25 protein-coding genes are annotated in these 26190 nt (G+C 36.4%); 13 read left to right on the forward strand and 12 right to left on the reverse strand.

Going from position 1 to position 26190, the window contains the following annotated elements; translation table 11 throughout:
• Window positions 1–55 precede the first annotated feature (55 nt).
• Window positions 56–1288, reverse strand: coding sequence for an MFS transporter (locus GGQ92_RS00125; RefSeq protein WP_184243300.1), 1233 nt, complete (start codon window positions 1286–1288; stop codon window positions 56–58).
• Between the two features lie 244 nt (window positions 1289–1532).
• Here GGQ92_RS00125 and GGQ92_RS00130 point away from each other — a divergent pair, with 244 nt between their 5' ends.
• The 9 genes from GGQ92_RS00130 (at window position 1533) to GGQ92_RS00170 (ending at window position 9400) form a co-directional block, all read left to right on the forward strand.
• Window positions 1533–2171, forward strand: a complete 639-nt coding sequence (locus GGQ92_RS00130; RefSeq protein WP_184243302.1) for a helix-turn-helix transcriptional regulator — start codon at window positions 1533–1535, stop codon at window positions 2169–2171.
• A 14-nt stretch (window positions 2172–2185) separates the two neighbouring features.
• Entirely contained in the window at window positions 2186–3007 is an 822-nt protein-coding gene (locus tag GGQ92_RS00135) for a pyruvate, phosphate dikinase/phosphoenolpyruvate synthase regulator (RefSeq protein WP_184243304.1), read from the forward strand.
• Between the two features lie 67 nt (window positions 3008–3074).
• On the forward strand, window positions 3075–4037 hold the full coding sequence (gene glpX / locus GGQ92_RS00140) for a class II fructose-bisphosphatase (protein WP_184243306.1): 963 nt from the start codon (window positions 3075–3077) through the stop codon (window positions 4035–4037).
• Between the two features lie 28 nt (window positions 4038–4065).
• Window positions 4066–5034: a 2-hydroxyacid dehydrogenase gene (locus GGQ92_RS00145; RefSeq protein WP_184243308.1), complete on the forward strand. Its 969-nt coding sequence runs from the start codon at window positions 4066–4068 to the stop codon at window positions 5032–5034.
• 142 nt (window positions 5035–5176) lie between these two features.
• Window positions 5177–5392, forward strand: a complete 216-nt coding sequence (locus GGQ92_RS00150; protein WP_184243310.1) for a hypothetical protein — start codon at window positions 5177–5179, stop codon at window positions 5390–5392.
• Window positions 5393–5592: 200 nt separating this feature from the next.
• Window positions 5593–5985 carry a GntR family transcriptional regulator gene (locus tag GGQ92_RS00155; RefSeq protein ID WP_184243312.1) on the forward strand — a complete coding sequence of 131 codons (393 nt, stop codon included), beginning with the start codon at window positions 5593–5595 and terminating at the stop codon, window positions 5983–5985.
• Window positions 5978–6877, forward strand: coding sequence for an ABC transporter ATP-binding protein (locus tag GGQ92_RS00160; protein ID WP_184243314.1), 900 nt, complete (start codon window positions 5978–5980; stop codon window positions 6875–6877). Before GGQ92_RS00155 ends, GGQ92_RS00160 begins: the two co-directional genes overlap by 8 nt.
• Entirely contained in the window at window positions 6852–8831 is a 1980-nt protein-coding gene (locus GGQ92_RS00165; protein ID WP_184243316.1) for a hypothetical protein, read from the forward strand. Before GGQ92_RS00160 ends, GGQ92_RS00165 begins: the two co-directional genes overlap by 26 nt.
• Window positions 8832–8845: 14 nt before the next feature.
• Complete coding sequence (locus GGQ92_RS00170) at window positions 8846–9400, forward strand: RNA polymerase sigma factor (protein WP_184243318.1); 555 nt, start codon at window positions 8846–8848, stop codon at window positions 9398–9400.
• Window positions 9401–9966: 566 nt separating this feature from the next.
• On the opposite strand, the gene GGQ92_RS00175 is transcribed toward GGQ92_RS00170, so the two are convergent.
• Complete coding sequence (locus GGQ92_RS00175) at window positions 9967–10617, reverse strand: hypothetical protein (RefSeq protein WP_184243320.1); 651 nt, start codon at window positions 10615–10617, stop codon at window positions 9967–9969.
• Window positions 10618–10924: 307 nt separating this feature from the next.
• Here GGQ92_RS00175 and GGQ92_RS00180 point away from each other — a divergent pair, with 307 nt between their 5' ends.
• Both GGQ92_RS00180 and GGQ92_RS00185 read left to right on the forward strand, forming a co-directional pair.
• On the forward strand, window positions 10925–11182 hold the full coding sequence (locus tag GGQ92_RS00180; protein ID WP_184243322.1) for a hypothetical protein: 258 nt from the start codon (window positions 10925–10927) through the stop codon (window positions 11180–11182).
• A 347-nt stretch (window positions 11183–11529) separates the two neighbouring features.
• A complete protein-coding gene (locus tag GGQ92_RS00185; RefSeq protein WP_184243324.1) occupies window positions 11530–12570 on the forward strand; it encodes a lactonase family protein in 1041 nt (346 codons plus the stop codon).
• 47 nt (window positions 12571–12617) lie between these two features.
• Here the strand turns inward: GGQ92_RS00185 and htpG are convergent, their stop codons facing one another.
• The 9 genes from htpG to ilvB form a co-directional block, all read right to left on the reverse strand.
• The gene (gene htpG / locus GGQ92_RS00190) at window positions 12618–14498 is read right to left on the reverse strand and encodes a molecular chaperone HtpG (protein ID WP_184243326.1); all 1881 of its coding nucleotides are present in this window, start codon (window positions 14496–14498) and stop codon (window positions 12618–12620) included.
• 128 nt (window positions 14499–14626) lie between these two features.
• Complete coding sequence (locus GGQ92_RS00195) at window positions 14627–15328, reverse strand: TraR/DksA C4-type zinc finger protein (RefSeq protein WP_184243328.1); 702 nt, start codon at window positions 15326–15328, stop codon at window positions 14627–14629.
• Window positions 15329–15575: 247 nt separating this feature from the next.
• Window positions 15576–16160, reverse strand: a complete 585-nt coding sequence (gene leuD / locus GGQ92_RS00200) for a 3-isopropylmalate dehydratase small subunit (protein WP_184243330.1) — start codon at window positions 16158–16160, stop codon at window positions 15576–15578.
• A 25-nt stretch (window positions 16161–16185) separates the two neighbouring features.
• Window positions 16186–17604: a 3-isopropylmalate dehydratase large subunit gene (gene leuC / locus GGQ92_RS00205; protein WP_184243332.1), complete on the reverse strand. Its 1419-nt coding sequence runs from the start codon at window positions 17602–17604 to the stop codon at window positions 16186–16188.
• 73 nt (window positions 17605–17677) lie between these two features.
• On the reverse strand, window positions 17678–18748 hold the full coding sequence (gene leuB / locus GGQ92_RS00210; RefSeq protein ID WP_184243334.1) for a 3-isopropylmalate dehydrogenase: 1071 nt from the start codon (window positions 18746–18748) through the stop codon (window positions 17678–17680).
• 12 nt (window positions 18749–18760) lie between these two features.
• Window positions 18761–20296, reverse strand: a complete 1536-nt coding sequence (locus GGQ92_RS00215) for a 2-isopropylmalate synthase (protein ID WP_184243336.1) — start codon at window positions 20294–20296, stop codon at window positions 18761–18763.
• On the reverse strand, window positions 20283–21314 hold the full coding sequence (gene ilvC, locus GGQ92_RS00220; RefSeq protein WP_184243338.1) for a ketol-acid reductoisomerase: 1032 nt from the start codon (window positions 21312–21314) through the stop codon (window positions 20283–20285). The genes GGQ92_RS00215 and ilvC overlap by 14 nt, the downstream gene beginning before the upstream one ends.
• Before the next feature lie 60 nt (window positions 21315–21374).
• Complete coding sequence (gene ilvN, locus GGQ92_RS00225) at window positions 21375–21893, reverse strand: acetolactate synthase small subunit (protein ID WP_184243347.1); 519 nt, start codon at window positions 21891–21893, stop codon at window positions 21375–21377.
• On the reverse strand, window positions 21890–23626 hold the full coding sequence (ilvB, locus tag GGQ92_RS00230) for a biosynthetic-type acetolactate synthase large subunit (protein WP_184243349.1): 1737 nt from the start codon (window positions 23624–23626) through the stop codon (window positions 21890–21892). The genes ilvN and ilvB overlap by 4 nt, the downstream gene beginning before the upstream one ends.
• A 660-nt stretch (window positions 23627–24286) precedes the next feature.
• On the opposite strand from ilvB, the gene GGQ92_RS00235 reads away from it, so the two are divergent.
• Both GGQ92_RS00235 and GGQ92_RS00240 read left to right on the forward strand, forming a co-directional pair.
• Entirely contained in the window at window positions 24287–24772 is a 486-nt protein-coding gene (locus GGQ92_RS00235) for a DUF6884 domain-containing protein (protein ID WP_184243351.1), read from the forward strand.
• A gap of 4 nt (window positions 24773–24776) precedes the next feature.
• On the forward strand, window positions 24777–25763 hold the full coding sequence (locus GGQ92_RS00240; protein WP_184243353.1) for a zinc-binding dehydrogenase: 987 nt from the start codon (window positions 24777–24779) through the stop codon (window positions 25761–25763).
• A 67-nt stretch (window positions 25764–25830) separates the two neighbouring features.
• Here the strand turns inward: GGQ92_RS00240 and spoVAE are convergent, their stop codons facing one another.
• Complete coding sequence (spoVAE, locus tag GGQ92_RS00245; RefSeq protein ID WP_184243355.1) at window positions 25831–26181, reverse strand: stage V sporulation protein AE; 351 nt, start codon at window positions 26179–26181, stop codon at window positions 25831–25833.
• Window positions 26182–26190: the final 9 nt, after the last annotated feature.

Genomic DNA, 26190 nt, shown 5'->3' on the forward strand with positions numbered 1-26190 from the left:
TATAGTATATATTTGTTTCCATATAATCACAACAAGTAATAAAAAACAGGAAACGTTATAAAACATTTCCTGCTTTTTTTAGTCTACGATGGATTTCGTATGTAAAAAGTGCGCCAAGAATACTACATATTCCGATAAAAAGATATCCTGCCTGCATCCCAATTTGGTTACTTTCTGTATAGGTAGCTCCTAATGATAAATTGGTAACCCATTCAATTATAAATCCGATTAGTAAGTTGGTAATGACTCCGCCAATCCCGATAAGCGTTACAGTAAATGTAATAGCAGTATCCGTTCCACTCGTATATTTCTTCGCTAAAAGCGCCATCATAGTCGGATAAATTGGTCCAACTCCAAATCCAGCTAGAGCAAATAAAATGGCGTATTTATCTCCGGTAAAGATTGGGATAATACTTAAAATTCCGGCAAGTAAAGAGAAAATAATAATAGACATAGCATAGCCCAATTTATCTGTAATCGGTCCGAATAGTAGACGTGCCAGCATAAATGTAAAGAAAAAGATAGACAACATGCCAGAAGCATCTTGCAACGACCAATTACTAGCGTTCATTAGATAGTTAACTAACCATGCCGCTATCCCGAATTCAACTGTAATTCCCATCGTTAAAGCAAGAACGATAAACCAAGCAATGGGATCTTTCGCAAGCTTATTTACAGATATTCGATCTTCTGTACCTTCTTGCTCCTTTGGATATTTACTCATCAATACAGGTATAACGGGTAGGAAACAAAGCAGCATCATAACAAAATACATTCCATTCCATCCTAATAGATTTCCACTAAACTCCCAACCCATTACACGTGCAGCCATAATAGGTGCAACTGTGGAACCTAGTCCATAGAAGAAGTGGGATAAATTTAACATGGTACCTGTATTTTTTGTGAATAAGCGTGCGGCGATAATAGCTAAGGCTATCTCAAGCATCCCATTACCTAAATAAAGAATGAAATAAGCGCCGACTAACGAAGTGAACGTTGTAGAGAAATAAATTAACACTCCTGAAAGTCCCATCGTAACAAACGTAATCACACTCGTTAGTTTTGCGCCAATTTTATTGATTAGCCAGGACGTATACGAACATGCTAATAAAAAAGCGAAAGAATTAATAGCTAATAAAACCCCTAACATTCCTTCTGATAATGCTAAGTCAGACTGTATGTCTGGTAGTGCTGGTCCTTTTATATTCTCAGACATACCAAATATTAAAAAGCCACCAAATATAACAATTAAAAGTAAATAATAATTCCTATTTTTCTTTACGGTCATTTTGCTCCTATCCCCCAGTTGATACAAACGTTTACAATCGTATATTACTATACTAAGCGAATAGAAACATAGAAAATGGATTATAAATTTATTATCGAGTGATTTATACATATATTCTGTTTACTTTGGTTATGAATTCCGATATAATACAACACATATAAGTAATGTGTTGCGTTCTTTAATGGGTTTCATCGACTATTCATTAGTTTAATTAGAATAGGATGAATGTATGTAGGAGGAAAAAATGATCGAATTTTCTGAAAGACAAAAAAAGATAATGGAGATATTAGCAAAGCATGAACCAATAACCGCAGAACAAATAGCAGAGTTGTTAGGAGTTAGTAAAGGAACAATCCGTTCTGATTTAGCGGTTCTAGTGATGACAGGTTATATTGAAGCAAAACCTAAAGTTGGGTACTTTCTAGCAAAAGGTGCTCAAACAACAAAAACAATGGAAGCCTTTAAAAAAATAAAGGTTAAAGATGTACAAGGTGTAGCGATTACTGTTAATGGATCAACTACTGTAAACGATGCGGTAATCTCTCTATTTTTAGAAGATGTAGGTTCTTTAATTATTGTGGATGAGAACCATTATTTAGAAGGAATAGTATCGAGAAAAGACTTGTTAAAGGTAACTTTAGGAAATGCGCAAGCAACAACAATGCCTGTGCAAATGCTCATGACTCGGCAACCAAAAATTTATACTGCCACACCGGAGGAATCTGTATGGGAAGCTGCTAGAAAGCTCATTTATTATGAGGTTGATAGCTTACCAGTAGTGAAGGTTGAGGAGAATCAGTCACAAAACATGAAGGTTATAGGTAGAATAACAAAAACAAATATTATTAAAGCGTTGCTTAACCTCGATAAAGAGGAGATCTAAAAGGGGTGCTAAATGTGATACAGAAAGAGAAATATGTTTATGTATGTTCTGACGCTGTTGGTGAGACAGCGGAAGCGGTAGTACGTGCGACGATACGTCAATTTACAAATAGCGAAGTTGGTATTAGAAGATATAGTCATCTACAAACAGAAGAAGAAGTTGAGAAGGTTGTAGCTGAAGTAAAGAGTAATCAAAGTTTTATTGCTTATACACTTGTTCAACCGGAATTACGTGCCAAAATGCAACAAGAAACAATTAAAATGGACGTTCGTGCTGTGGATGTTATGGGGCCAATGATGCAAGCGTATATTGATACGTTTAATGATAATCCGAAACCAGAACCTGGTCAGCGCCAAGTATTAGATGAGGAGTACTTCAAACGAATTGAAGCAGTTGAATTTGCAGTAAAATATGACGACGGCAAAGACGTGAGAGGACTAGTACTAGCCGATGTTGTGTTAATAGGTGTTTCAAGAACTTCTAAAACACCACTTAGTATATTTTTAGCACATAAAGGGATTAAGACAGCAAACTTACCAATACTCCCTGATATGGAGCCACCAGAGGAGCTCTTCAAACCGGTTGACCGTATGATTATTGGATTAACGATTAATCCAGAGCAACTATTAAGAATTCGATCAGAACGATTAAAAACATTAGGGTTACCAGCGCATTCAAGGTATGCCTCAATGGAACAAATCCAAAAAGAGTTAGAAACAGCAAATCAATGGATGGAACGTTTAAATTGTCCTGTGTTAAATGTATCGGACAAATCAATCGAAGAGACTGCTGGAGTAATTATGGGATTATTGTCAGATAAGGAAAGGCAGAGGTAAGAGAAACCGAATAAGCAATAGAGAAGTAACCGTTTGATTTTAATAGTATGATAGGAGTGGGAGACTAATGGAGAGAAGTTTATCAATGGAAATTGTTCGAGTAACGGAAGCTGCAGCACTTGCATCAGCACGTTGGATGGGCAGAGGTCTAAAGAATGAAGCAGATGATGCTGCTACATCCGCAATGAGAGATGTGCTAGACACGGTACCGATGAAAGGCACTGTCGTTATTGGAGAAGGAGAAATGGATGAAGCTCCAATGCTATATATTGGAGAAAAGCTTGGTAATGGATATGGCCCTAGAGTAGATGTTGCTGTTGATCCATTAGAAGGAACCTCTATTGTTGCATCTGGAGGATCGAATGCATTAGCTGTTATAGCAATAGCTGATAAGGGAAATTTACTCCACGCGCCAGATATGTATATGGATAAAATTGCGGTAGGACCTGAGGCTGCTGGATGCGTTGATATAGAGGCGCCATTATATGATAATTTAAAAGCGGTAGCAAAAGCGAAAAATAAGGACTTAGATGATTTAGTTGTAACGATTTTAAACCGTAAGAAACATCAAGCGAGAATTGAGGAATTACGTAGTTATGGTGTGAGGATAAAGGTAATTGAGAATGGTGATGTAGCGGGAGCAATCAATACTGCCTTTGATAACACTGGAGTAGATATGCTACTAGGAGAAGGTGGTGCTCCAGAGGGAGTACTAGCAGCAGTTGCTCTTAAATGTTTAGGAGGAGAAATCCAAGGGAAACTAGCGCCTAAAAAAGAAGAAGAAATTAAGCGTTGTGCAGAGATGGGAATTGATATTAATAAAGTATTACGCATGGATGATTTAGTTTCTGGAGATGATGCGATATTTGCAGCTACTGGTGTAACAGATGGTGAACTTCTTAAGGGTGTACAATTTAAAGGTTCTTTTGGCACAACTGAAACGATTGTGTTACGCGCTAAATCGGGAACCGTTCGTTTTGTAAAAGGACAACATAGTCTTATCAAAAAACCTAACTTAGTCATTTCATAATACAGCTTAAATATAGGGGGGTATTTTGTTGAAGAAAAAAGTACTTGTTACAGAGCCAATTCCTTCCCATGTGAAAGAGTTGCTTGAAAGAGAAGTAGAAGTGGAGTTATGGGAGCAGGCAGATCAAATGCCAAGGGAGTTATTATTGGAGAAAATTACAGATAAACATGGACTAATCACCTCAAAGGACCAGATTGACGAAGAATTAATCAAGCATGCTCCAGTTTTAGAAGCAGTTAGTAATATTTCTGTAGGCTACGATAACTTTGACGTCCAAGTATTGAAGGAAAATAATATTTTGGCGACACATACTCCATATGTACTTGATGAAACAGTTGCTGACTTAATTTTTGGCTTAATTATTAGCACAGCGAGAAGAATTCCTGAACTCGATCGGTATGTAAAAGATGGTAATTGGACACATTCCATTGATACCCCGATGTTTGGAGACAATGTGCATCATAAGAAATTAGGTATTATTGGAATGGGACGAATTGGAGAAAAGGTTGCAAGAAGAGCACGTTTAGGATTTGAGATGGAGGTCTCTTATTACAATCGAAATCGAAAAGAAGAGGTGGAAACTAAATACGATGTGTATTATGAAGATTTTCATTCTTTAATTGCTACTTCTGATTTTATATTACTGATGACTCCATTAACAGATGAAACCTATCACCTCATTGATAAAGATGCCTTTGAAAACATGAAGGAAAGTTGTTTCTTTATTAACGCATCTAGAGGAGCAGTAGTAAATGAGTCTGAGTTAATAGCTGCTTTAGAACAAAAACAAATACGTGGAGCAGGATTAGATGTCTTCACTCAGGAACCTGTAGATATAAGTAATCCATTACTCAAAATGAACAATGTTGTCACTCTTCCACATGTTGGCTCTGCAACTGCTGAAACGAGAGACGAGATGAAACAATTTACAGCTGAAAGTATGTTGAAATGCTTGCAAGGGGACAAACCCGAATCTTTAATAAAAGAGCTAAAATAAATAGATTCGACAAAATAATTGTTTAATACGATAGATTTTTGAAAAATTATTGTTCCAATCGGATTCTTTTGTAGTATTATATTAGGTGGAATCAATAATCAACGTTACAAAGGAACCTGAGTAGAACAATGAGGTGGAAAAAGTGGATTTAGTCAAGGAGGCTATGACATTACCCGTCGATAACTTTTTGGGTATGTTACTATATGCCGTCATATATATGTTAGTTACAGGGATAGTCTTTTCACTAGCACTTCGATTTATCCCTAATAAGCTCCCATATGCACTGAAGAGCTTGATTGTACTTATTGCTATAATTATTAGTTTATATATATGGTGGATCACGATTGTCTCCCCGTAAAAGAGAGACTTGAAAGAATTAAATAGTTGTAATAGAAAAGGTGATTTGAATTATATTCAGATCATCTTTTTTTTATTTTTTTAATTATTTTTTTTAAAAAGGATTGCAATATAGGAAAACTAGCATATAATATAAGTGTATTACATATAATAGTACAGTTAATACACTCCATACACTTCATACAGATTGGAGGGACCAGCTTGATTGAGTTAGATCTTAGAAGTAGACAACCAATTTATGAACAACTTGTTGAAAAATTAAAGCAATTGATTATTCATCGTGTTTTAAAGCAGGACGAAAAATTGCCTTCCGTACGAGCGCTTGCACAGCAGCTTTCGATTAACCCTAATACGATTCAAAAAGCGTATCGTGAATTGGAGGCTCAAGGTTATATTTATTCTGTGAAAGGGAAGGGAAGCTTCGTGAACAATATGGAGGAAATAGACAATCAATCAGATGTCAGGCGATTAAAAGAACAATTACGTAAGCTAATTTCAGAAGCTATATTTCTTGGCTTAACGAAACAAGAATTAATGTCGCTTATTCAAGAATCGGTAGAAGACCAAAATGGGGGTGACCACAACCATGATTGAAATAAATAAGGTGACGAAACATTTTGAAAAAGAACAGGTATTAGATAATGTTCAAATGAATATTCAAAAAGGATCTATTTATGGCCTGTTAGGCTCCAATGGTGCAGGGAAAACAACGCTCTTAAAAATAGTGGCCGGTATTATTCAACAAGACAATGGAGAAATTACGATAGAAAAAAAAGCTGTTTTCGAAAATATATCAATCAAAGAAAGAATGATATTTATACCAGATGCTTTATATTTCTTTTCACAGTACACAGTACAGCAAATGGCTAACTTTTACCGAAATATATATTCTAATTGGAATGAAGTACGGTTTCACCAAATGAAAAAATTGCTTGATTTAGACGTAAACAGTAAAATACATCGCTTCTCCAAAGGGATGCAACGTCAAGTGGCATTTTGGTTAGCGTTATGCGCCATGCCAGACTATCTTATATTGGATGAGCCTTTTGATGGATTAGACCCTGTTATTCGTAAAAAGATTAAGACATGGATGATTCAAGACGTAGCGGATCGAGAAATGACTGTCGTTATTTCCTCTCATAACTTGAGGGAAGTAGAGGACATTTGTGATTCCATTGGTATTTTGCATCGTGGAAAGCTCATGTTAGAGAAAGATTTAGATGATTTAAAATCAGATATTCATAAAGTACAACTCGCTTTTCGTGATAATGAGCCTGAAGATTTATTTGAAGGTTTGGACGTCATGCATTCGGAAAAACGTGGAAGTGTATCGCTATATATTATAAAAGGTGATTATGAAGCAATAGAACAAATAGTCGAGGACTATCAACCCGTTGTTTTCGATATTTTACCATTAACATTAGAGGAAATTTTTGTGTATGAAATGGAGGGAGCAGGGTATGCCATTGAAAACATCTTACTTTAAGAAGGAGTTATGGAAGCAAGGTTTTCGTTCTTCAGGATGGATTGGCATTGCGTACTTCATTGGGTTGTTGTTTGTTATGCCATTAATGCTTGTGATGTGGAAGACCTCTCCTGATAGTTATTGGGGTCCAGAAGAAAAGTTGGAAAATTTATTTCATGTGGGCGGAGAGTTTCAAATCATATTTCTAATGTTTGTTCCGGTGCTTGCAGCGATTTTTACATTTCGTTATATGCAAGTGAAAGGATCGTCTGACTTTATTCATAGTCTACCGTTAACACGAACTCAAGTATTTATTCAGCAGTTTTTAATGGGATTATCAATGCTAGTATTACCTATCATCACCAATGCGGTAATTTTATATATTATCCAAATTGGATTTCAATTAGAAACGATGTATACAGTAGCAGATATTGGATGGTGGATGTTTGTCACATTTGTATTTGCCGTTTTAATCTATAGTTTAACTTCCTTAATTGGAGTATTGACTGGTTTATCTACTGTACAAGCAGGTCTTACTTATATCTTCTTATTTTTCCCGATTGGAATTTTTATGTTATTAACTTTTAATTTACAATTTTTACTGTTAGGGTATAGCGTTGGCAATCAAACCGAAGAATTTATGCTTAAATTATCCCCAATTATAACTCTAATTGACTATGCTATATGGGATGAAATGGTAGGTCTTTTATGGATATATCTTGGAGTTTCTGTTGGCTTCTTTCTATTAAGCATTTTACTTTATCGAGTCAGAGATGCGGAAGCAGCGAATCAAGCGTTAGCTTTCACAGTCATAAAGCCTATCTTCCGATTTGGTGTGACAATCTGTTTTATGTTATTAGGTGGTACGTACTTTGGAATTACACAAGGTCCGATGTTAGGTTGGATAATCTTCGGCTATATATTTGGTGCCTTTTTAGGATATACATTGGCAGAGATGCTTATTCAAAAAACATGGCGTGTATTTCCACATTATAAGGGTTTCATCGTTTATATGGGTATTTCAGCGCTTTTATTAGTTTCGGTTGCGTTCGATTGGTATGGATATGAAAAACGTATTCCAGATGAATCTAAAATAGAAGGTATTTATATTAATGAAACAAATAGCGGTATCTTTAACATATATCAATCTAATGCTGACAGTGATCATCCAAACATTGTCGACCCATCTTTAATTAAAAACGTAACAAACTTGCACGCGTCCATTCTTCAATCAGATGCGGCTGTGCATAACACTCATCGTGAGTATTCGGAATATTCAACGGATATAGAAATTAATTATTTCCTAACGAATGGAAACCAACTGAAGCGTAGCTACTTTATAGAAGATTATCGGGACTTGGATGAATATTTACTACCTATATTGGAAAGTGAGTCATATAAATTATCGGGAATTGATTGGATAGCAGAGCAGGATTTAGAGGTAGCATGGCTGGAAGGATTAAAAGGGTCTAAAGATTTAACGGATAAGAAAATGATCCAACGTGTATTAGATGCATTACGAGAGGATTATCGTACCGCTTCTTATGAAAAATTGAGGAAAATAAACGAGGCAAATTATGCTCGAATTAGTTTTCAGTTTAACGATGGAGAAAATATGTTTAATATAGGCCCTGATTTCGAGCATACTATTCAGTTGTTGAAGGAAGAGGGATTGGAGCACTTGCTTCCAACGAAACCAGAAGATTACTCAATGGTAGGGATAACCACTTCTATTGGCGAAAACTATGAGATGTACAACATGCCATATGAAGAAGAAATAAAAGAGAATTGGCTTATCTTTGAAGAAAAAAGTGAAATAGGTAAATTATTAACGATAGAAGAAAATGAAAATGCTAATCAACCTATATATATCGCTTTTTACGATAAACAATATGAAAACTTCGTATATAGTAAAGAAGTCAGCAGAGACAATTTACCTGATTTCGTAAAAAGCCGCCTACAAGAGATAGAGTAAGGGGGGAGGCTACATTGTCGATAAAGTCAAATCAAGAGATGGAGTACATGATTTGTACATGGGTAACGAATTACCAAACTCAATTAATCCAACGTGCTTTTTCAGTTGTAAAGGATAGGCAGTTAGCTGAGGATACTGTTCAAGAGGTTTGGATAAAGGTATACAAAAACATGCACATTGCACAAACAATAGATAATATTCTTGCCTGGTTAAAAACCGTAACATTACGTACAGCCATCGATTTACTTCGTAAGGAAAAACGAATGAAAGAAATTTTGCCAGATGAAGATTATTTAGATAATATCTCTACATATAGCATAAACAATGTGGAGGAAGCAATGGAGTTGAAGCAAACATGGGTGATGATCCACGAATGCTTATCAACAAGTAGCACTAAGTTAAAAGAAGTTTTTGACATGAAATTCAGCCGGGGTTTATCGGATCAAGAAATAGCACATCAATTAAACATCTCCTCCTCAGCGGTGAAAACAAGGGTGTTTCGAGTAAGACAAGTAATAAAAGAGAATTATGAAGCGATGGAGCAGCTGTACGTTCAACCAGGAGCATAATGTTCCTGGTTCTTCTTCTATGTTTAAGTAACGTTATATAATTCTATACATAGTAAAAATATGTAACCGTTTGATTATCATGGAATTGTTTGATACAATCAATTCGTTCTCCTTGGCTAACTTTTTCACAAATAATCTAATTGATTAGAGGTGATGTTAAGTGAGAAAATTTTTTAGTGTTGTATCAACTTCCTTTTTCTTATTTTCGTTTTTTATGATAATGCATATGTCAGTAGGTTGGAACATTGCGTTTATTGAATATTTGTACAGAGTTAGTATATTTACGCCACTCATATTGAATGTATTAGGGCTTTTAAGTGCTTATTTTAGTACAAAAGGAACTACTAGGAAGACTCTATTTTTCATAAATTCCATGTTAATTATTTATTTTGGTATTCTAATCTTTATTGCTTCAGTAGGATTTCAAGAACCTTAAAACAGGCGTCTCAATGAGTTGAGACGCCTGTTTCTCATTAACGATTTTCTTGATTCATTAGGTATCCAAAGGCAATAGAGGTAGTGACTTATAATAAGCCGAGTGTTAAACGTGATAATATCCAACTCCTTTAATTTTTGTATTGCTCTCTTTCGATTTTCTCTAAAAACTCTCCGGTCTTTGCATTGAACGTTAAGTAGACCATATTTTTTATGCTTTTATCCCAACCAATAACCATGGCAATTGGAATATTCTTCTCGGGATCTTTAGAAAAACCAAAATTAAATCCTTTAGCAAACACATCTCCTGGATATAACTTAGTAATTTGTTGTGCCTTTTCTAGTAACTCTGGTGTATCGTGTTCGAATTCTTGTATGTCAGTGATAAAGAAGTTATCTGGCATAGCATCTAGTTCATTAGGTAGATGTAGTGTTTTCCATACCTCTCCATCTCTAATGGATACTAAATAAAAATCTGTCTTACCAGGTATACCAAATTCGATGTTCCAGTGCTTTCTTCTGCCATCCATACCAGTTTGCTCTTTATCAATATCAACGCTAGTACCGTTATATAACCTGGCTTCTTTATTCCACTTTAATGCCGCGTCTAATGCAATTTTAATGGCTTGATTTAACGTTAAACCCGTTTCAGCAGCAGAAGAAAGAACTGGTTCATTTGCTTCGGCATTTGCAGAATCATTGCTAACGATCGCTGGCTGAATTGATGTTTGACAACTCGTTAATAAAACACAGACAAACAATAATAATAGGATTTTCTTCATACTTCACAACCGCACCTGCGATATTTAATATCCAGGTATAAAAGGTGTAGGATAACCTGTTTCATAAAACTCCTCCTAACATCATAATTTGAATTCACATCAAGAAATAATTTCAGACCTTAGGCAGTAAACTGAAAAAAGATTCTTAGTTCATAAAATGGGGCTTAATCCCACTAAATTTTAAAATGTATTTATATTTGGTGAATCCTAATACTTCGTGACAATTTCCTAAGGTTGGTTTTCTTTATTTGCCATAATGTTTATAATAAAGTGTATAGAGAAATGAAGACGCAAAAGGATGAAACAAATGAGCTTTTTACTTTATGTTGTATTACCTTGGATTTTCTTATGCATATTCGCTATTGGTGGAATATATAGCTTTTGGAAAAAGCAACCTTATTTTTGGGGTTTTTTGAGTTGCTCAGTAGGAGTGATTATATTTTTAATTGGAAATGAGATTGTGGGAGGCTATAACGGACTTAGTTTAAGTCTTATCGGAGCATTACCGTTTACGATTGGCTTGTTCATCCTCTTTTTCTTATTTGTAGGTAGCAAATTTCAATAACCAATATTTACTCTTCATACTTCTCTCTATTTCGTAGAAGCTATAAATGTATCAACCAAATGGAGGGATACTATATGAAAAAGAGAACGATTGTACCGATGCTTGCATCGATTGGTATTGGAACCTATGCTTTCTTTCGCATGAGAAAAGGGAAAAATCCGACACAGTCTCCAATGCAATAAGCAGCACACAAAATCTACTGTCTTCATGGCAGTAGATTTTTCTTATGTAAGGTGTAGATACATTCAGTTAAGCTTAACCATAGAAGAGGATATAATAGTGGAATTTCGCTAAGTATGCTTAATTTTGTTATAATGTGGAGTAGAGACGAACGAAGGAGGCTTATAATGAGTAAGAAGTTTATCGGTTATTTAGGAGCATATACAAAGCGTGAGAGTAAAGGAGTTTATCGTTTCGAGCTTGATGTAGAGCAAAGGACAGTTTCGACACCTGAATTAGCTGCAGAGCTTGATAATCCAACCTATTTAACAGTATCTCATGATAATAAGTTTTTATACGCAGTACATAAAGAGGGTGAAGAGGGAGGACTACAAGCTTTTCGCATTACAAATGAAGCTGATTTAGAATCTTTAAATGGCCAGTTTGCACCAGGTTCAGCACCTTGTCATGTAAGTATCAACAATGACAATTCCCTCGTTTTATCAGCGAACTATCATACAAAGGAAGCACGTGCATATAAGGTCGACAGTAACGGCTCACTATTGGAAGGAAAACCTGTTACTCATGAGGGGAGTGGACCACATGAGAGACAGGAAAAGCCACACCTTCATTATGCAGGTTTTACTCCTGATGAGGAATATGCCATTGTAGTGGATTTAGGTACAGATACAGTTACTAGTTATAAAGTTGATGAAGATATTTTAAGAAGAGAGCAAGAACTTCAAACACGAGCAGGTAGCGGCCCACGTCATTTAGTGTTCCACCCTAATGGGGAGTATGCCTATGTAATGACCGAATTAAGCAATGAAGTAATTACGCTCAAATATGTAGGTAACGGCTCTTTTGAAGAATTACAATATATTGCGACGATTCCTTCTGATTTTACCGAAAATAGTCAAGGAAGTGCGATTCATATCTCTTCGGATGGGAAATTTATATATGCAGGTAATCGTGGTCACAACTCTATTGCTGTTTTTGAAATCCAAGACGACTTTACATTGAAATTGGTTGAGTGGACTAGTACAGAAGGAGATTGGCCGAGAGATTTTGTGTTAGACCCAACTGAAAACTTTATTGTTGCAACAAATCAAGAATCAGATAATATGGTATTATTTGAACGTAATAAAGAGACAGGTAAGCTAACTGTCTTACAAAAGGATATTTATGCACCAGAGGCTGTATGTGTTAAATTCTTATACGATAAGTAGTAAGAGTAAAAAAACGTCTCTCCAGCACAGGAGGACGTTTTTTTGTATTAAACCATCACTTTACACATATCATTTGTTAATGCTACAGGGTCTTCGATTGGCAACCCTTCGATTAATAAGGCTTGATTATAAAGGATATTTGTATAAAGAGTAAATTTCTCTTTATCGGTTTGATGTGTTTGGATTAATGATTGGAAAATATCGTGCTTTGTATTTATTTCTAGTACCTTATCTGCTTGTACGGATTGGCCATCCGGCATTTGCTGGAGAACTTTCTCCATATCAATGGAAACATCGCCTTCTGCAGATAAACATACTGGGTGCGACTTTAAGCGAGAAGAAAGCCTTACTTCTTTTACTTTAGTTCCAAGAAGCTCCTTCATGTCTTTTAAGATGTCCTGATGCTCTTCTTTTTGCTTTTCGATTTCTTTTTTCTCTTCTTCATTTTCAATACCTAAGTCACCGCTAGAAACATTCTTAAATTCCTTATCATCGTAGTTCATTAACATTTTAATTGCAAACTCATCTACTTCGTCCGTGAAATAAAGGACTTCATAACCTTTATCAGTAACTAATTCAATTTGAGGAAGTTTTGCAATTTTATCATGTGATTCTCCAGTAGCGTAATAAATAAATTTTTGATCTTCTTTCATACGTTCTCTATATTCTTTTAGACTTACTAATTTTTCTTCTTTAGATGAGAAGAATAGCAACAAGTCCTGTAATTTATCTTTGTTAGCTCCAAAATCAGCATAAACACCATATTTTAGTTGCTTACCAAATACATTAAAGAATGTTTCGTATTTATCACGTTCATTTTTAAGCATGCTTTGTAAATGGTTTTTAATTTTCTTTTCAAGATTATTTGCAATACGCTTAACTTGGCGATCTTGTTGTAAAATTTCACGGGATATATTAAGAGACAAGTCTTCAGAATCCACTACTCCACGTATAAAACTGAAATGGTCCGGTAATAGATCAGCACATTTTTCCATAATTAATACGCCATTAGAATACAATTCTAGACCTTTTTCAAAATCTTGAGAATAATAATTGAATGGCAGCTGTTCTGGGATATATAAAATAGATTGGAAACGAACCATTCCATCTACACTAATATGCTGATAGGAGAGAGGCTGGTCAAAGCCAAAGTGCTTTTCTTGATAGAAGGACTCATAATCCTCCTTTTTCAGTTCTTGCTTGTTTTTACGCCAAATTGGAACCATACTGTTGATAATTTCTTCTTCTGTTGTTTCAACCAACTCGTCATCGTCCTCTGATTTTGGCTCTGTTTTAGTTATATCCATTTTGATTGGATAGCGAATAAAATCAGAGTGTTTTTTAATAATGGAACGAAGTTGGAATTCCTCTAAAAATTTAGTGTAGTCTTCGTCTTCTGTGTCTTCTTTCAAATGTAGAACAATTTCCGTTCCAACTATATCTTTGTCATATGTCTCAATCGTATATCCATCTTGTCCATCTGATTCCCATTTGTAACCTTCGTCACTGTATAATGACTTTGTATACACGGTAACTTTATCTGCAACCATAAAGGAAGAATAAAAGCCAACACCGAATTGTCCGATTATTTCTTGACCTTCTTCCATTTCGATTTCTTTTTTAAACGCTAAGGAACCACTTTTAGCAATAGTACCGAGGTTGGATTCTAATTCCTCTTTCGTCATTCCGATTCCAGTATCTAAAATGGTTAATGTACGCTTGTCCTTATCAGCTGTGACCTTAATAAAATAATCATCCTTATTAAACGATATTGAATCATCTGTTAAGGCTTTGTAATAGATTTTATCAATAGCATCACTCGCATTGGAAATTAATTCTCGGATAAAAATTTCCTTTTGTGAATATATGGAATGAACCATCATTTCAAGTAGCCGCTGTGATTCAGCTTGGAATTGCTTTTTTTCCATTCCCGATTCCTCCTCTGTTTATGTAAATTAGCACTCTTTAAATAAGAGTGCTAACTATTCATATAATTATCATAAATAGAGAAACGTGTCAAGACAGCAGACTAGAAGAAGGAGGAGAATGTTAACCATTAATATTTTTCTGGAGAGATAATCGAACCAATGTCCTCTTCATCTAAATAATCTTCATAAAATTCGTGTTCACCATTTACACCGATATACTCTCCATTCATATCGGTCAACAAAAAACCTTCTAGCTCTTCGACGTTTCCAATCATTTCATTTCCATTATAGAACATATCATTATAATATTCTTTATCTTCATAAAAATCGGATGGTCCATCTGACGAACCATACATTTCTACACTTTGCCAAGCATCTTCGCCATCAAACATTGTTTGATCTTCATTTTCTAATTCTTCTTCATCTATATTAGGATTGAGTATTTCCTCTTCAATTGGTCTGTGTTTTACTTGTCGTTCTTCTGTATGATTCACGCAAGTTGTGGAGGTTGGCATAGCTAATAAACGTTCAGGATCAATCGCTTTTCCACATTCTGTACATATTCCATAGTTTCCTGAAGAGATTAAAGATAAAGCATGATTGATTGCTTCTAGTTCTGTTTTATAATGTGAATTTAAGGCTAGGTCCTTTTGTCGTTCAAATAATTCTGTTCCTTGGTCACCGGGGTGGTTATCATAATTCGATAATTCAGACATGGACTCTTTTATAAATTCGAATTCAAGGCCGAATTCCTCATTTTTTTGCTCAATAATCGCTTTTCGGTCTAATAATTGCTTTTCACATTGAGCTAAATCTTGTTTGTTTAACATAACAAAACCTCCTCAACCTTTAGTATGTTCTGAATGGAATCTTTATTGTCTAAAGGTTAATGGAAAGAGAAGTATTTTTTTGGACAACATACAAATATTATGATGGATAAGCATGGTGCAATGAGGGGATTATAGAAGTAATGCATCAATAAAAAAACAGGCACAGTAGTGAAAATATTATATAAAATCGATAACCATTCCTAGGGAGCGAAACAAAAAAAGAGAAGACCTCGTGTTCGAGATCTTCTTATGATCGCTGCTCTTCATATTTGGTTATGTCTTCTTCATAGCCTAACGTTATCGATATATCATCCCATCCATTCAATAACATTTGACGTTTATATTCATCAAGATCAAATGATGCTTCGAATCCTTGATTATCGAATATACGTTTACTTTCTAAATCAACCGTTAGCTCATAATTCTCGGCTTCTGCACGCTCCATTAATTCTTGAATTTGTTTTTCTGATAACTGTACTGGTAGGATGCCATTCTTTGTACAGTTATTATAAAATATATCTGCATAGCTTGGAGCGATGATTACTCGGAAACCATAGTCTAGTAGTGCCCATGGTGCGTGTTCACGAGAAGAACCACAACCAAAGTTTTCACCTGCAACAAGGATAGAAGTTCCTTCATATTTTGGTTGATTCATTGGAAAGTCTTCTCTAAGCTCGCCTTTTGAATCATAGCGCCAATTATAAAAGACAAATTCACCAAATCCCTGGCGAGAGATACGTTTTAGGAATTGCTTAGGAATAATTTGATCGGTGTCAACGTTTGCTCTGTTCATCGGGTATACAATACCTGTATGTTTACGAATTGGTTCCATAGATGACAGCCTCCTTTATGATTTTTTAGCTAGGTGTTACGACTTCTAAGTTGCGAACATCTACGAAATGACCATGGATTGCAGCTGCTGCAGCCATCTCAGGGCTAACCAAGTGAGTACGTGCGCCTGTACCTTGACGACCTTCAAAGTTTCGGTTTGAAGTGGAAGCACAACGCTCTCCTTCTGGTACTACATCATCGTTCATTGCTAGGCACATACTGCATCCTGCATCACGCCACTCGAATCCTGCTTCTTTAAAGATAATATCGATTCCTTCCTCTTCAGCTTGTCGCTTGACAGTGAAGGAGCCAGGAACTACAATTGCGCGAACGCCGTCTTTTACCTTATTACCTTTGATAATGCTAGCAGCTTTACGTAAGTCAGCTAAACGGGAGTTCGTACAAGAACCGATAAACACGTGTTCGATTTCGATGGATGTAATAGCTTCACCACCGTTAAGTCCCATATAATCTAACGCGTGTGCAATTTCAGTGCTTTCATTTTCATTGTCACCATCCGCAGGTGTAGGCACATTCGCACTAACAGGAAGACACATACCAGGGTTTGTTCCCCATGTAACTTGTGGTTCTATTTCATCTGCATCGATTTCTACCTGTGCGTCATACGTAGCACCTTCATCTGTAGCTAGTGATAACCAATCTTCAGCAATTTTATCAAAAGCTTCTCCTTGTGGAACATGACGCTTACCACGTAGGAATTCTACAGTCGTATTGTCAGGACTAATCAAACCAGCTCGTGCACCTGCTTCAATGGACATGTTACAAATTGTCATACGGCCTTCCATAGACAAATTACGGATTGCTTCTCCGGTATACTCAATAACATACCCAGTACCAAATTTAACGCCGAATTTAGCAATAATAGCCAAAATTAAGTCTTTTGCAGTTACTCCAGTACCTAATGTTCCATTAACTTTTACATTAAGTGTTTTTGGCTTTTGTTGCCAAATTGTTTGTGTAGCCAAGACGTGTTCTACTTCACTTGTACCAATTCCGAATGCTAGTGCACCGAATGCACCGTGTGTGGAAGTATGGCTATCACCACAAACAATTGTTTTACCTGGTTGAGTCAATCCAAGCTCAGGTCCAATTACATGGACAATACCTTGATCTGGATGGTGGATATCAGCTAAAGGTATATTGAATTCTTCACAATTCTTTTTCAATGTTTCCATTTGTGTTTTGGATACTTGATCCTTTATAATATTACGGTGGATAGTTGGTACGTTATGATCCATTGTTGCGAACGTTAAATCAGGACGGCGTACCTTTCTATTATTTATGCGTAAGCCTTCAAAGGCCTGAGGTGAAGTAACCTCATGAACCAAATGTAAATCAATATATAAAAGGTCTGGTTTACCTGCTTCTTCTTTTACAATGTGTCTTTCCCAAATCTTTTCGATGACCGTCTTTGGTTTTCTCATTCCGATTCACTCCTTACATATGTTTTTATTCTTGGTGAAAGGGGAGGGAGGTACATATTACCTCCACTCCATATTATGCTAAAATCTTGTCAACAATTAATTGAGTCATTTCTGTTGTACTTACAAGCTCACCTGTAGTACTCTTTAAATCTTGGGTATGATACCCTTCGTTCACTACCGCCTCTACAGCATTTTCAATCGCTTGTGCCTCTTCGTTCAATTGGAAAGAATAGCGAAGCATCATAGCTGCTGATAAAATCATAGCTGTAGGATTTGCGATACCTTTACCTGCTATATCTGGTGCAGATCCATGAGCAGGTTCATATAAACCAACTCCATTTTCTGCCAAACTAGCGGATGGAAGCATTCCAAGTGAACCAGTTAGAACAGAAGCTTCGTCGCTTAAAATGTCACCAAACATGTTTTCCGTTACAATGACATCGAATTGTACAGGGTTTGTGATTAGTTTCATAGCTGCTGCATCAACTAGTAAGTGATCTACCGTAACATCAGGATACTCTGATTTTTTCTCTTCGACAATCTCTCGCCAAAGCTTACTTGATTCTAAAACATTTGCTTTATCAACGGATGTTAATCGTTTCTTACGTAGTTGAGCACTTTGGAAAGCCATATCAACAATACGTTCAATCTCTTGTCGCGTATAGCTAAGTGTATCCACAACGGCATTTCCATTGTCGCGTCTTTCACTTGGTCTTCCGAAGTATAGACCACCTGTTAACTCTCGGACAATAAGAAGATCACTACCATTAATAATTTCTTCTTTTAAAGGAGAAGCATGGAGAAGCTTCTGAAATCCTTTAACAGGTCTTAAGTTTGCATATAAATCTAATGCTTTACGGATTCCAAGTAGTCCACGTTCTGGGCGTAAATCAGAAGGGTTGTTATCCCACTTAGGGCCTCCTACAGCACCTAGCAAAACCGCATCAGCTGCTTTACAGCCTTCAATTGTTGCATCTGGAAGGGGAGTATGATGTTTGTCTATCGCTACTCCACCGATATCATATGCTTCGAATTCAAATTTTTTATTATATTTTTTACTGATGGCTTGAAGAACATCTTTGGCTGAGTATATTACTTCTGTACCAATACCATCGCCGGGTAAAAGTGCAATTTTGAAACTCACAAACGTAACCTCCTACTTGACTGTTGCATTGACGCGTTTTTGGTATATTGCTCGGTTTAGTCCATTTATATAAGCTAATACTGCTGCCTCTAATACGTCTTGAGCAGATCCACGACCACTGACTTCAATCTCATCCACGATTAGACTAACATGCACTTCTGCTAAAGCATCACGGCCTTGACCGATAGAATTTAATTGGAAGTCTGTTAAATGTGTTTGCTCTGCAATCATATTATCAAGCGTATGATATAAGGCATCAACACTTCCTTGACCTGTGTCTGTTTGGTTAATTTTATTTCCTTCAGGTGTAATAAGCGTAATGGTTGCACTAGGCTTATCAGAAGTATCATACTGAACTTGGAAACCTTCTAACGTGTACCTTTTTACGTTGGAGGTATCTGTTTGTATGTCTGTTAAGATAGCGAATAAGTCGTCATCTGTTACTTCTTTCTTTTGATCGGTTAACGATTTGAAAGCAATAAATGCCTTTTTAATTTTGTCTTCCGATAATTGATAGCCTAATTGCTTAATCTTATCTGTAAAAGCGTGACGACCAGAATGTTTACCAAGTACTAGATTATTAGATTGAACTCCGACTAGCTCTGGAGTAATAATTTCATACGTTTCAGCATTTTTAAGGACGCCATCTTGGTGAATACCGGATTCATGCGCAAAGGCATTTCTACCAACCACTGCTTTATTCCCCGGTACGGTCATACCAGTAAATTTACTCACCATATCACTCGTACGTTTGATTTCTTTTAGAACTAAATTAGTATGATAAGGATAATAATCATTGCGAATTGTTAAAGCTACTCCTAATTCTTCAAGTGAAGCATTTCCGGCTCTTTCACCGATACCATTAATGGTTCCTTCCACTTGTGTCGCTCCATTTTCTACGGCAGCAAATGAATTGGCTAGTGCCATTCCTAAATCGTTATGGCAGTGACAAGACAAATCAACTTTATCAATATTTGGGACATTGTCTTTCATATATTTGAACATTGCGCCATATTCTCTAGGCATCGTATATCCAACTGTATCAGGAAGATTGATCACTGTAGCGCCAGCATCAATTACCTTTTCAATTATTTCAGCTAAAAAGGGAAGATCTGAGCGCGAAGCATCTTCAGCAGACCATTCAATGTCATCGAAAAATTGTTTGCCGTATTTCACCATTTCGACTGCTGTTTCAATTACTTGTTCTGGAGTCTTTTTTAATTTATATTTCATGTGGATAGGGGAGGTAGCAATAAAAACGTGAAGGCGTTTCTTTTTTGCATTAGCTAGAGCGTCACGACAAGCGTCAATATCGGATTTCACAGCACGAGCAAGACCTGTGACTGTTACATTCTCGACTGTTTCCGCTATCTTCTTAACGGCTTCAAAATCCCCTTTGGAGGAAGCAGGGAACCCTGCTTCCATGATATCCACTCCAAATTTCTCCAGTTGTTTCGCTAATTCTAGCTTCTCAAGCTGGTTTAAGTTCACACCAGGTGACTGTTCTCCGTCACGAAGTGTTGTATCAAAAATCTTAATTTGAGTCATTAGAGACCACTTCCTTTTGTTTAATAGCCTTTTGCTTAACAAATGGCATTAAATCGCGGAGCTCTTTACCTACTTTCTCAATTAAATGATTGTTTTCAGCATTTTTAATTGCAGTGTAACGTGGACGGTTAGCTTGGTTTTCAAGAATCCAGCCCTGCGCGAATTTTCCAGTTTGAATATCAGTTAGAACATCTTTCATACGTGCTTTAACACTAGAATCAATTACTCGCGGTCCAGACATGAAGTCTCCCCATTCTGCTGTATCAGAGATAGAGTGACGCATGTTCTCTAGTCCACCTTCATACATAAGATCAACGATTAGCTTCAATTCATGTAAACACTCGAAGTAAGCAACTTCTGGCTGGTAACCAGCTTCTACTAATGTTTCAAAACCAGCTTTTACTAGTTCAGCTGTACCACCACATAGAACAGCTTGCTCACCGAATAAATCTGTTTCTGTTTCTTCTTGGAAGCTAGTTTCTAGAATTCCTGCACGACCTGAACCAATTCCTTTTGCATATGCTAGAGCGATATCCTTCGCTTTACCAGTAGCATCTTGATAGATACCGTAAAGTGCTGGAACTCCTGCACCTTCTTCAAATGTTCTTCGTACTAGGTGTCCAGGTCCTTTTGGCGCTACTAAGTAAACATCTACGTCAGCAGGAGGAACAATTTGGTTGAAATGAATGTTAAATCCGTGAGCGAAAACTAGTGAGTTTCCTGCTTCTAAGTTCGGCTCAATGCTTTCTTTATATACTGATGGTTGATTTTCGTCTGGAAGAAGAATCATAATAACATCTGCTTCTTTAGAAGCTTCTGCTACTGTTTTAACTTCTAATCCGTCTTCGCTTGCTTGATCCCATGATTTACCTTTACGAAGACCAACAACAACGTTAAATCCACTTTCTTTTAAGTTTAAAGCGTGTGCATGGCCTTGAGATCCATATCCGATAATCGCGATTTTTTTAGATTGTAATACCTCTTCATTAATATCGTGGTTATAAAGTACTTTAGTCATTGTAATACTACATCCTCTCAAATGATTTTTATTTTTTTATATATAATAATGAATCCATTATTACCCTAATAAAGATGAAACATTGCTATCGTTAGGTGGTTGGTGGCCACGAACAAATGCTGTAACACCTGTTCTCGCTAATTCCTTAATACCATACGGTTTTAATAATTCTATTAATGCCTCCACCTTATCTGGTTTTCCAGTTACTTGTACAGAAAGACTATCTCGACTTACATCGACGATAGAGGCACGGAATGGATCAATAATTCCTTGAATTTCACCCCGGATTTGATTATTGCTCACTATTTTAATTAATGCTAACTCACGCGCAACAATCGCCTTATCTGTAATATCCGTTACTTTCAGTACATCAATTTGTTTGTTAAGTTGTTTTGTAACTTGTTCAAGCTTTTGGAAATCTTCAACGTCTACTACAAACGTTACTTTAGAGATATCATCTGATTCGGTTCTACCTACAGAGATACTCTCAATATTGAACTGACGTCGTTGAAGTAAGCTCGTTACCCGATTTAGGACACCACTACGATTTCTTACGTTAGCTGTAATGATTCGTTTCATGGTTTCACCCCGATCATTTCGTTTATTCCTTTGCCTGGTGCGATCATTGGAAATACATTTTCTTGTTGCAATACTCTGGCATCGACGACAACTGGCCCGTTGTATTCAAAAATGTCAGGCAGTGCGTTAATAAATTCTTCTTGTGTCGTTACTTTCAAACCTCTTATATTGTAAGACTCCGCTAATTTTACGAAATCAGGTTGAATACTAAAGATAGATTGTGAATAGCGTTCAGAATAGAAAGCTTCTTGCCATTGACGAACCATTCCTAATGCTTGATTGTTTACTATAATGACCTTAACTGGTAGGTTTCGTTCTTGTAAAATGGATAGTTCCTGTAATGTCATTTGGAAACCACCGTCACCTACAATAGAAACGACTGTGTCATTAGGCTTTGCTAATTGCGCGCCAATTGCAGCAGGGAAACCGAATCCCATTGTTCCCAAACCACCTGATGATACCCAACGATTAGGTTCATTAAACGTATAGTATTGTGCTGCCCACATTTGATGTTGACCAACATCCGTAGTAACGATAGCATTACCATTTGTTGCTTCATGTACTTTTTTAATTACCCACTGTCCAATCATTTCTTTGTCAGGATTATTAAACCATAGTGGATAATTTTCTTTGTTTTCATGAATACGTACTAACCATTCATCATGTTCTGGTTGCTCGATAGTGTGTTCAAGTAATTTTTCAACAGCTTTTTTAGCATCCGATACAATTGGAATATCAGTTGGAACATTCTTTCCGATTTCTACTGGATCAATATCAATGTGTGCAACAACTGCATTCGGTGCAAATGAGGAAAGTTTACCAGTTAATCGATCATCGAATCGTGCGCCGATATTAATTAATAGGTCGCATTCGTAAATTGCTGTATTAGCGGTATACGTACCATGCATACCAGCCATTCCCATAAATAATGGATGGTCACCAGGGAATGCACCTAACCCAAGTAATGTGGATGCAACAGGTAAGGAGTATTTTTCCGCTAATTGTATAATTTCCTCTGAAGCATCTGCAAACAAGATACCAGCACCTGTTAATAGAACAGGTTTTTTAGCTTTACCAATTGCTTCAGCTAATTTTTTTGTTTGTAAAGGGTTTGGCTTCGTTGTTGGTTGATAACCCGGTAAGTCTAGCTCCATTTTATTTGACTGGAATTTATCATCAATAATGTAAGCTGAAATATCCTTAGGAATATCAATTAAAACTGGACCTTTTCTTCCTGTTGTTGCTATATGGAATGCTTCCTTTACTATTCGTGGTAATTCCCTCACGTCTCGAACTTGATAATTATGCTTCGTAATTGGTGTTGTAATTCCCATTACATCCACTTCTTGAAATGCATCACTGCCAATTACTCCTTGTGCAACTTGCCCTGTAATTACGATAAGTGGCAAGGAGTCAATCATTGCATCTGCAATTCCAGTAACTAGGTTTGTCGCACCAGGTCCAGATGTTGCGATAACAACTCCCGGTTTTCCAGAAACTCTAGCATATCCTTCTGCAGCATGAATGGAACCTTGTTCATGACGTGCTAAGATTTGGGTAAATGAATCCTGTGCTTTATATAAAGCATCAAAGATGGGTAAAGCGGCTCCGCCTGGGTAGCCGAACAAAGTATCAACGCCCTCGTTGATCAATGCTTCGACAAGCAAGTCAGCCCCAATTTTTGGATCTTTTTCTTCAGCTAATGACTGTTCTTGCTTTTTCTCTCTTTCCATCTTAATCCCTCCTAAATGAAATAGATTTAATTTTTCAATTCTTTCTATACCAATGTTTTTTATATACAAAAAAGGCCATTTCTGTCTTGTTACAAGCTAAATAAATGTTTAGCTATCTAACAAGGGAGAAAAGGCCTTCTTTTCACGGTACCACCCTGATTCACAATATCCTTACGAATATTGCCTCGTAAAGCTACCAATCGGCAAGCTTTGTTTTGATAACGAGTGCTTGACACTCGGTTATACTTAATAGGTCGAAACTGTTCAGTATAACACTCAGGGATGAGCTATCAGATCAGGGCGTGATACCGGTTCCCACCATAGCCGGCTCTCTTTAATCACGTTATCCTGTTCTTTTCTTCCCGTCACCGTTTTATAACGTTATGTCTTATATACATAGTATATGAAAGAATCAACCCTGTCTAGAGGGTAATGATGAAAAAATTAAACTTTTCAGAATTCTTTGATTGAGGATAATCATACAACCAAAATTATGTTAGGTCAACCTTTTTGTACGAAATATTCTGAATTTTCGCCATGTAAATATTGTTAAAAACCGCTTTCATTAGCATTATTATAATGTTTGAATGCATAATATTTTGCTTATGTTCAAATGTTTTTTAGAATGTAATTAACACAAAGTAAAGCGAGGCTACAAGATTGAAACCATTATGTGTTATCCCATGTGGGAGAAAAAAGATTTGGGACCATGTTCCAGAGAAAGGTCCAAGCTTTGCAAAGGATGCTTATATTGGTGTTTTTCATCGTTTATGTCAATCATATGCTAGCAGGTTCTTTCATGATTGGGTGATCTTGTCGGCAAAACATGGATTTTTGCTACCAAATGATATTGTTCCTGAAAATTATGATGCGTCTTTTTCTATGGATAAAAGAGAAATCATATCCAATTCTTTATTACGTCAACAAAAAAGCTATAAAGAACTTAATCAATTTAATCAAATTGTTGTACTAGGTGGGAAGAAATATCAACCTATTATAAACGAAGTATTTCGAGAACATGATCTAATAGAGTTTCCGTTAACAGGGACGAGAGGGATAGGGGAGATGCAGCACCGATTAAAAACTAGTTTATTAAATAATCAACCAATTCATACAACAATAATAGATGAAAGGAAGGATCAATAATTATATGAAAGCCTATGTATTGAAGGATGAGGCCTACCAATTCGATAATGTTATGAACAAAACAGTAGGTAAAAATGAATTAGTTGTTCAATTGAAAACGGCGGGATTAAATCATCGAGATTTAAAATTAGTAGAAAGAGTCCCATCAACAGGAAAAAAATTTATATTAGGGTCTGATGGCGCGGGCATTGTAAAAGAAGTCGGTGAGGGAGTGGAAGACTTTCAAGTTGGCGATGAGGTTATGATTAATCCAGGGTTAAACTGGTATAATCAATCAGAAGCGCCACCAAATGAGTTTGAAATTGTAGGTGTTCCTTTTAACGGAACATTTGCTGAAGAAATTGTAATGCCAGCGGATTTTGTCGCTAAAAAGCCTGCCTATTTATCCTGGGAAGAGGCTGGGGTTTTAAGTTTATCTGCGTTAACTGGATTTCGTGCTTTATTTACCCAAGGTGAGATTCAGCCAGGGGAAACGCTTTTTATTCCGGGAGTAGGAAGTGGGGTAAACAGCTTTATCATTAAAATGGCTAAAGCAATAGGAGCAAGAGTTATTACGACTTCGCGTTCGGAGGAAAAGTTAACAGAAGCGCAAACGTTACTTGGGTTTGATAGAGGAATCTTAACAAATAGTGAGTGGTCAGAAGAATTACAAAATGAGACAATTGATTTGGTGATAGAAAGTGTTGGTGGATTGACATTTAACCGCTCTTTATCCGTTCTACGTAAAGGTGGAACGATGGTAATGTTCGGCTCATCGACAGAAGATGAAACAACGATTAATTTACGCGAGTTTTTTTATGGGCAATATACGTTAAAAGGATCAACAATGGGGAGTAGGGAGGAATATTTGGCTTTACTTCAATTCATGGAAAAACATCAAATTAAGCCTCTCATGGATAAAGTTTATTCATTCGAGGAATTAGATGAAGCATTTGACTACTTAAAAGAACAAAAGCAATTAGGGAAAATTGCGATACAAATTCAAAAATAGAATTAGTAAGTGTATAAATTGCCTCCGTTCATTCCTAAACGTGGTAGCGGAGGCAATTGTTTTTTCATTATCCTTTTGGCTTGAACAGTAGAGCACCAATCATACCGAAGATAATTGCAGCAGAAATACCAGAACTAGTAACTTCAAACATCCCAGTAACGACACCAATTATGCCGTGCTGTTTTGCTTCCTCAAGAGCACCTGTTACAAGTGAATTACCGAAGCTTGTAATTGGTACGGTAGCACCTGCTCCTGCAAAATCTATTAGTGGTTCATATAGTCCAAAACCACCTAATATCGCTCCAATTACGACAAGTGTAGATAACGTTTGACCTGGTGTAAGTTTTAAAACATCAAACATCAATTGACCAATTACACAGATAAGACCTCCAATTAAAAAGGACCATAAGAAAACCATACGTAAACC

The organism is Gracilibacillus halotolerans, from assembly GCF_014206945.1.
GTDB classification, from domain to species: Bacteria; Bacillota; Bacilli; order Bacillales; family Amphibacillaceae; genus Gracilibacillus; species Gracilibacillus halotolerans.

Coding starts and splice junctions, on each gene's coding strand:
- GGQ92_RS00185 (WP_184243324.1), top strand. CDS start 11,530: ATGAGTAAGAAGTTTATCGGTTATTTAGGAGCATATACAAAGCGTGAG.
- ilvC (WP_184243338.1), bottom strand. CDS start 21,314: ATGACTAAAGTACTTTATAACCACGATATTAATGAAGAGGTATTACAA.
- spoVAE (WP_184243355.1), bottom strand. CDS start 26,181: ATGGTTTTCTTATGGTCCTTTTTAATTGGAGGTCTTATCTGTGTAATT.
- ilvB (WP_184243349.1), bottom strand. CDS start 23,626: ATGGAAAGAGAGAAAAAGCAAGAACAGTCATTAGCTGAAGAAAAAGAT.
- GGQ92_RS00195 (WP_184243328.1), bottom strand. CDS start 15,328: ATGTTAAACAAACAAGATTTAGCTCAATGTGAAAAGCAATTATTAGAC.
- GGQ92_RS00130 (WP_184243302.1), top strand. CDS start 1,533: ATGATCGAATTTTCTGAAAGACAAAAAAAGATAATGGAGATATTAGCA.
- leuD (WP_184243330.1), bottom strand. CDS start 16,160: ATGGAACCAATTCGTAAACATACAGGTATTGTATACCCGATGAACAGA.
- GGQ92_RS00180 (WP_184243322.1), top strand. CDS start 10,925: ATGAGCTTTTTACTTTATGTTGTATTACCTTGGATTTTCTTATGCATA.
- htpG (WP_184243326.1), bottom strand. CDS start 14,498: ATGGAAAAAAAGCAATTCCAAGCTGAATCACAGCGGCTACTTGAAATG.
- leuC (WP_184243332.1), bottom strand. CDS start 17,604: ATGAGAAAACCAAAGACGGTCATCGAAAAGATTTGGGAAAGACACATT.
- GGQ92_RS00215 (WP_184243336.1), bottom strand. CDS start 20,296: ATGACTCAAATTAAGATTTTTGATACAACACTTCGTGACGGAGAACAG.
- ilvN (WP_184243347.1), bottom strand. CDS start 21,893: ATGAAACGAATCATTACAGCTAACGTAAGAAATCGTAGTGGTGTCCTA.
- GGQ92_RS00240 (WP_184243353.1), top strand. CDS start 24,777: ATGAAAGCCTATGTATTGAAGGATGAGGCCTACCAATTCGATAATGTT.
- glpX (WP_184243306.1), top strand. CDS start 3,075: ATGGAGAGAAGTTTATCAATGGAAATTGTTCGAGTAACGGAAGCTGCA.
- GGQ92_RS00125 (WP_184243300.1), bottom strand. CDS start 1,288: ATGACCGTAAAGAAAAATAGGAATTATTATTTACTTTTAATTGTTATA.
- GGQ92_RS00165 (WP_184243316.1), top strand. CDS start 6,852: ATGCCATTGAAAACATCTTACTTTAAGAAGGAGTTATGGAAGCAAGGT.
- GGQ92_RS00160 (WP_184243314.1), top strand. CDS start 5,978: ATGATTGAAATAAATAAGGTGACGAAACATTTTGAAAAAGAACAGGTA.
- GGQ92_RS00175 (WP_184243320.1), bottom strand. CDS start 10,617: ATGAAGAAAATCCTATTATTATTGTTTGTCTGTGTTTTATTAACGAGT.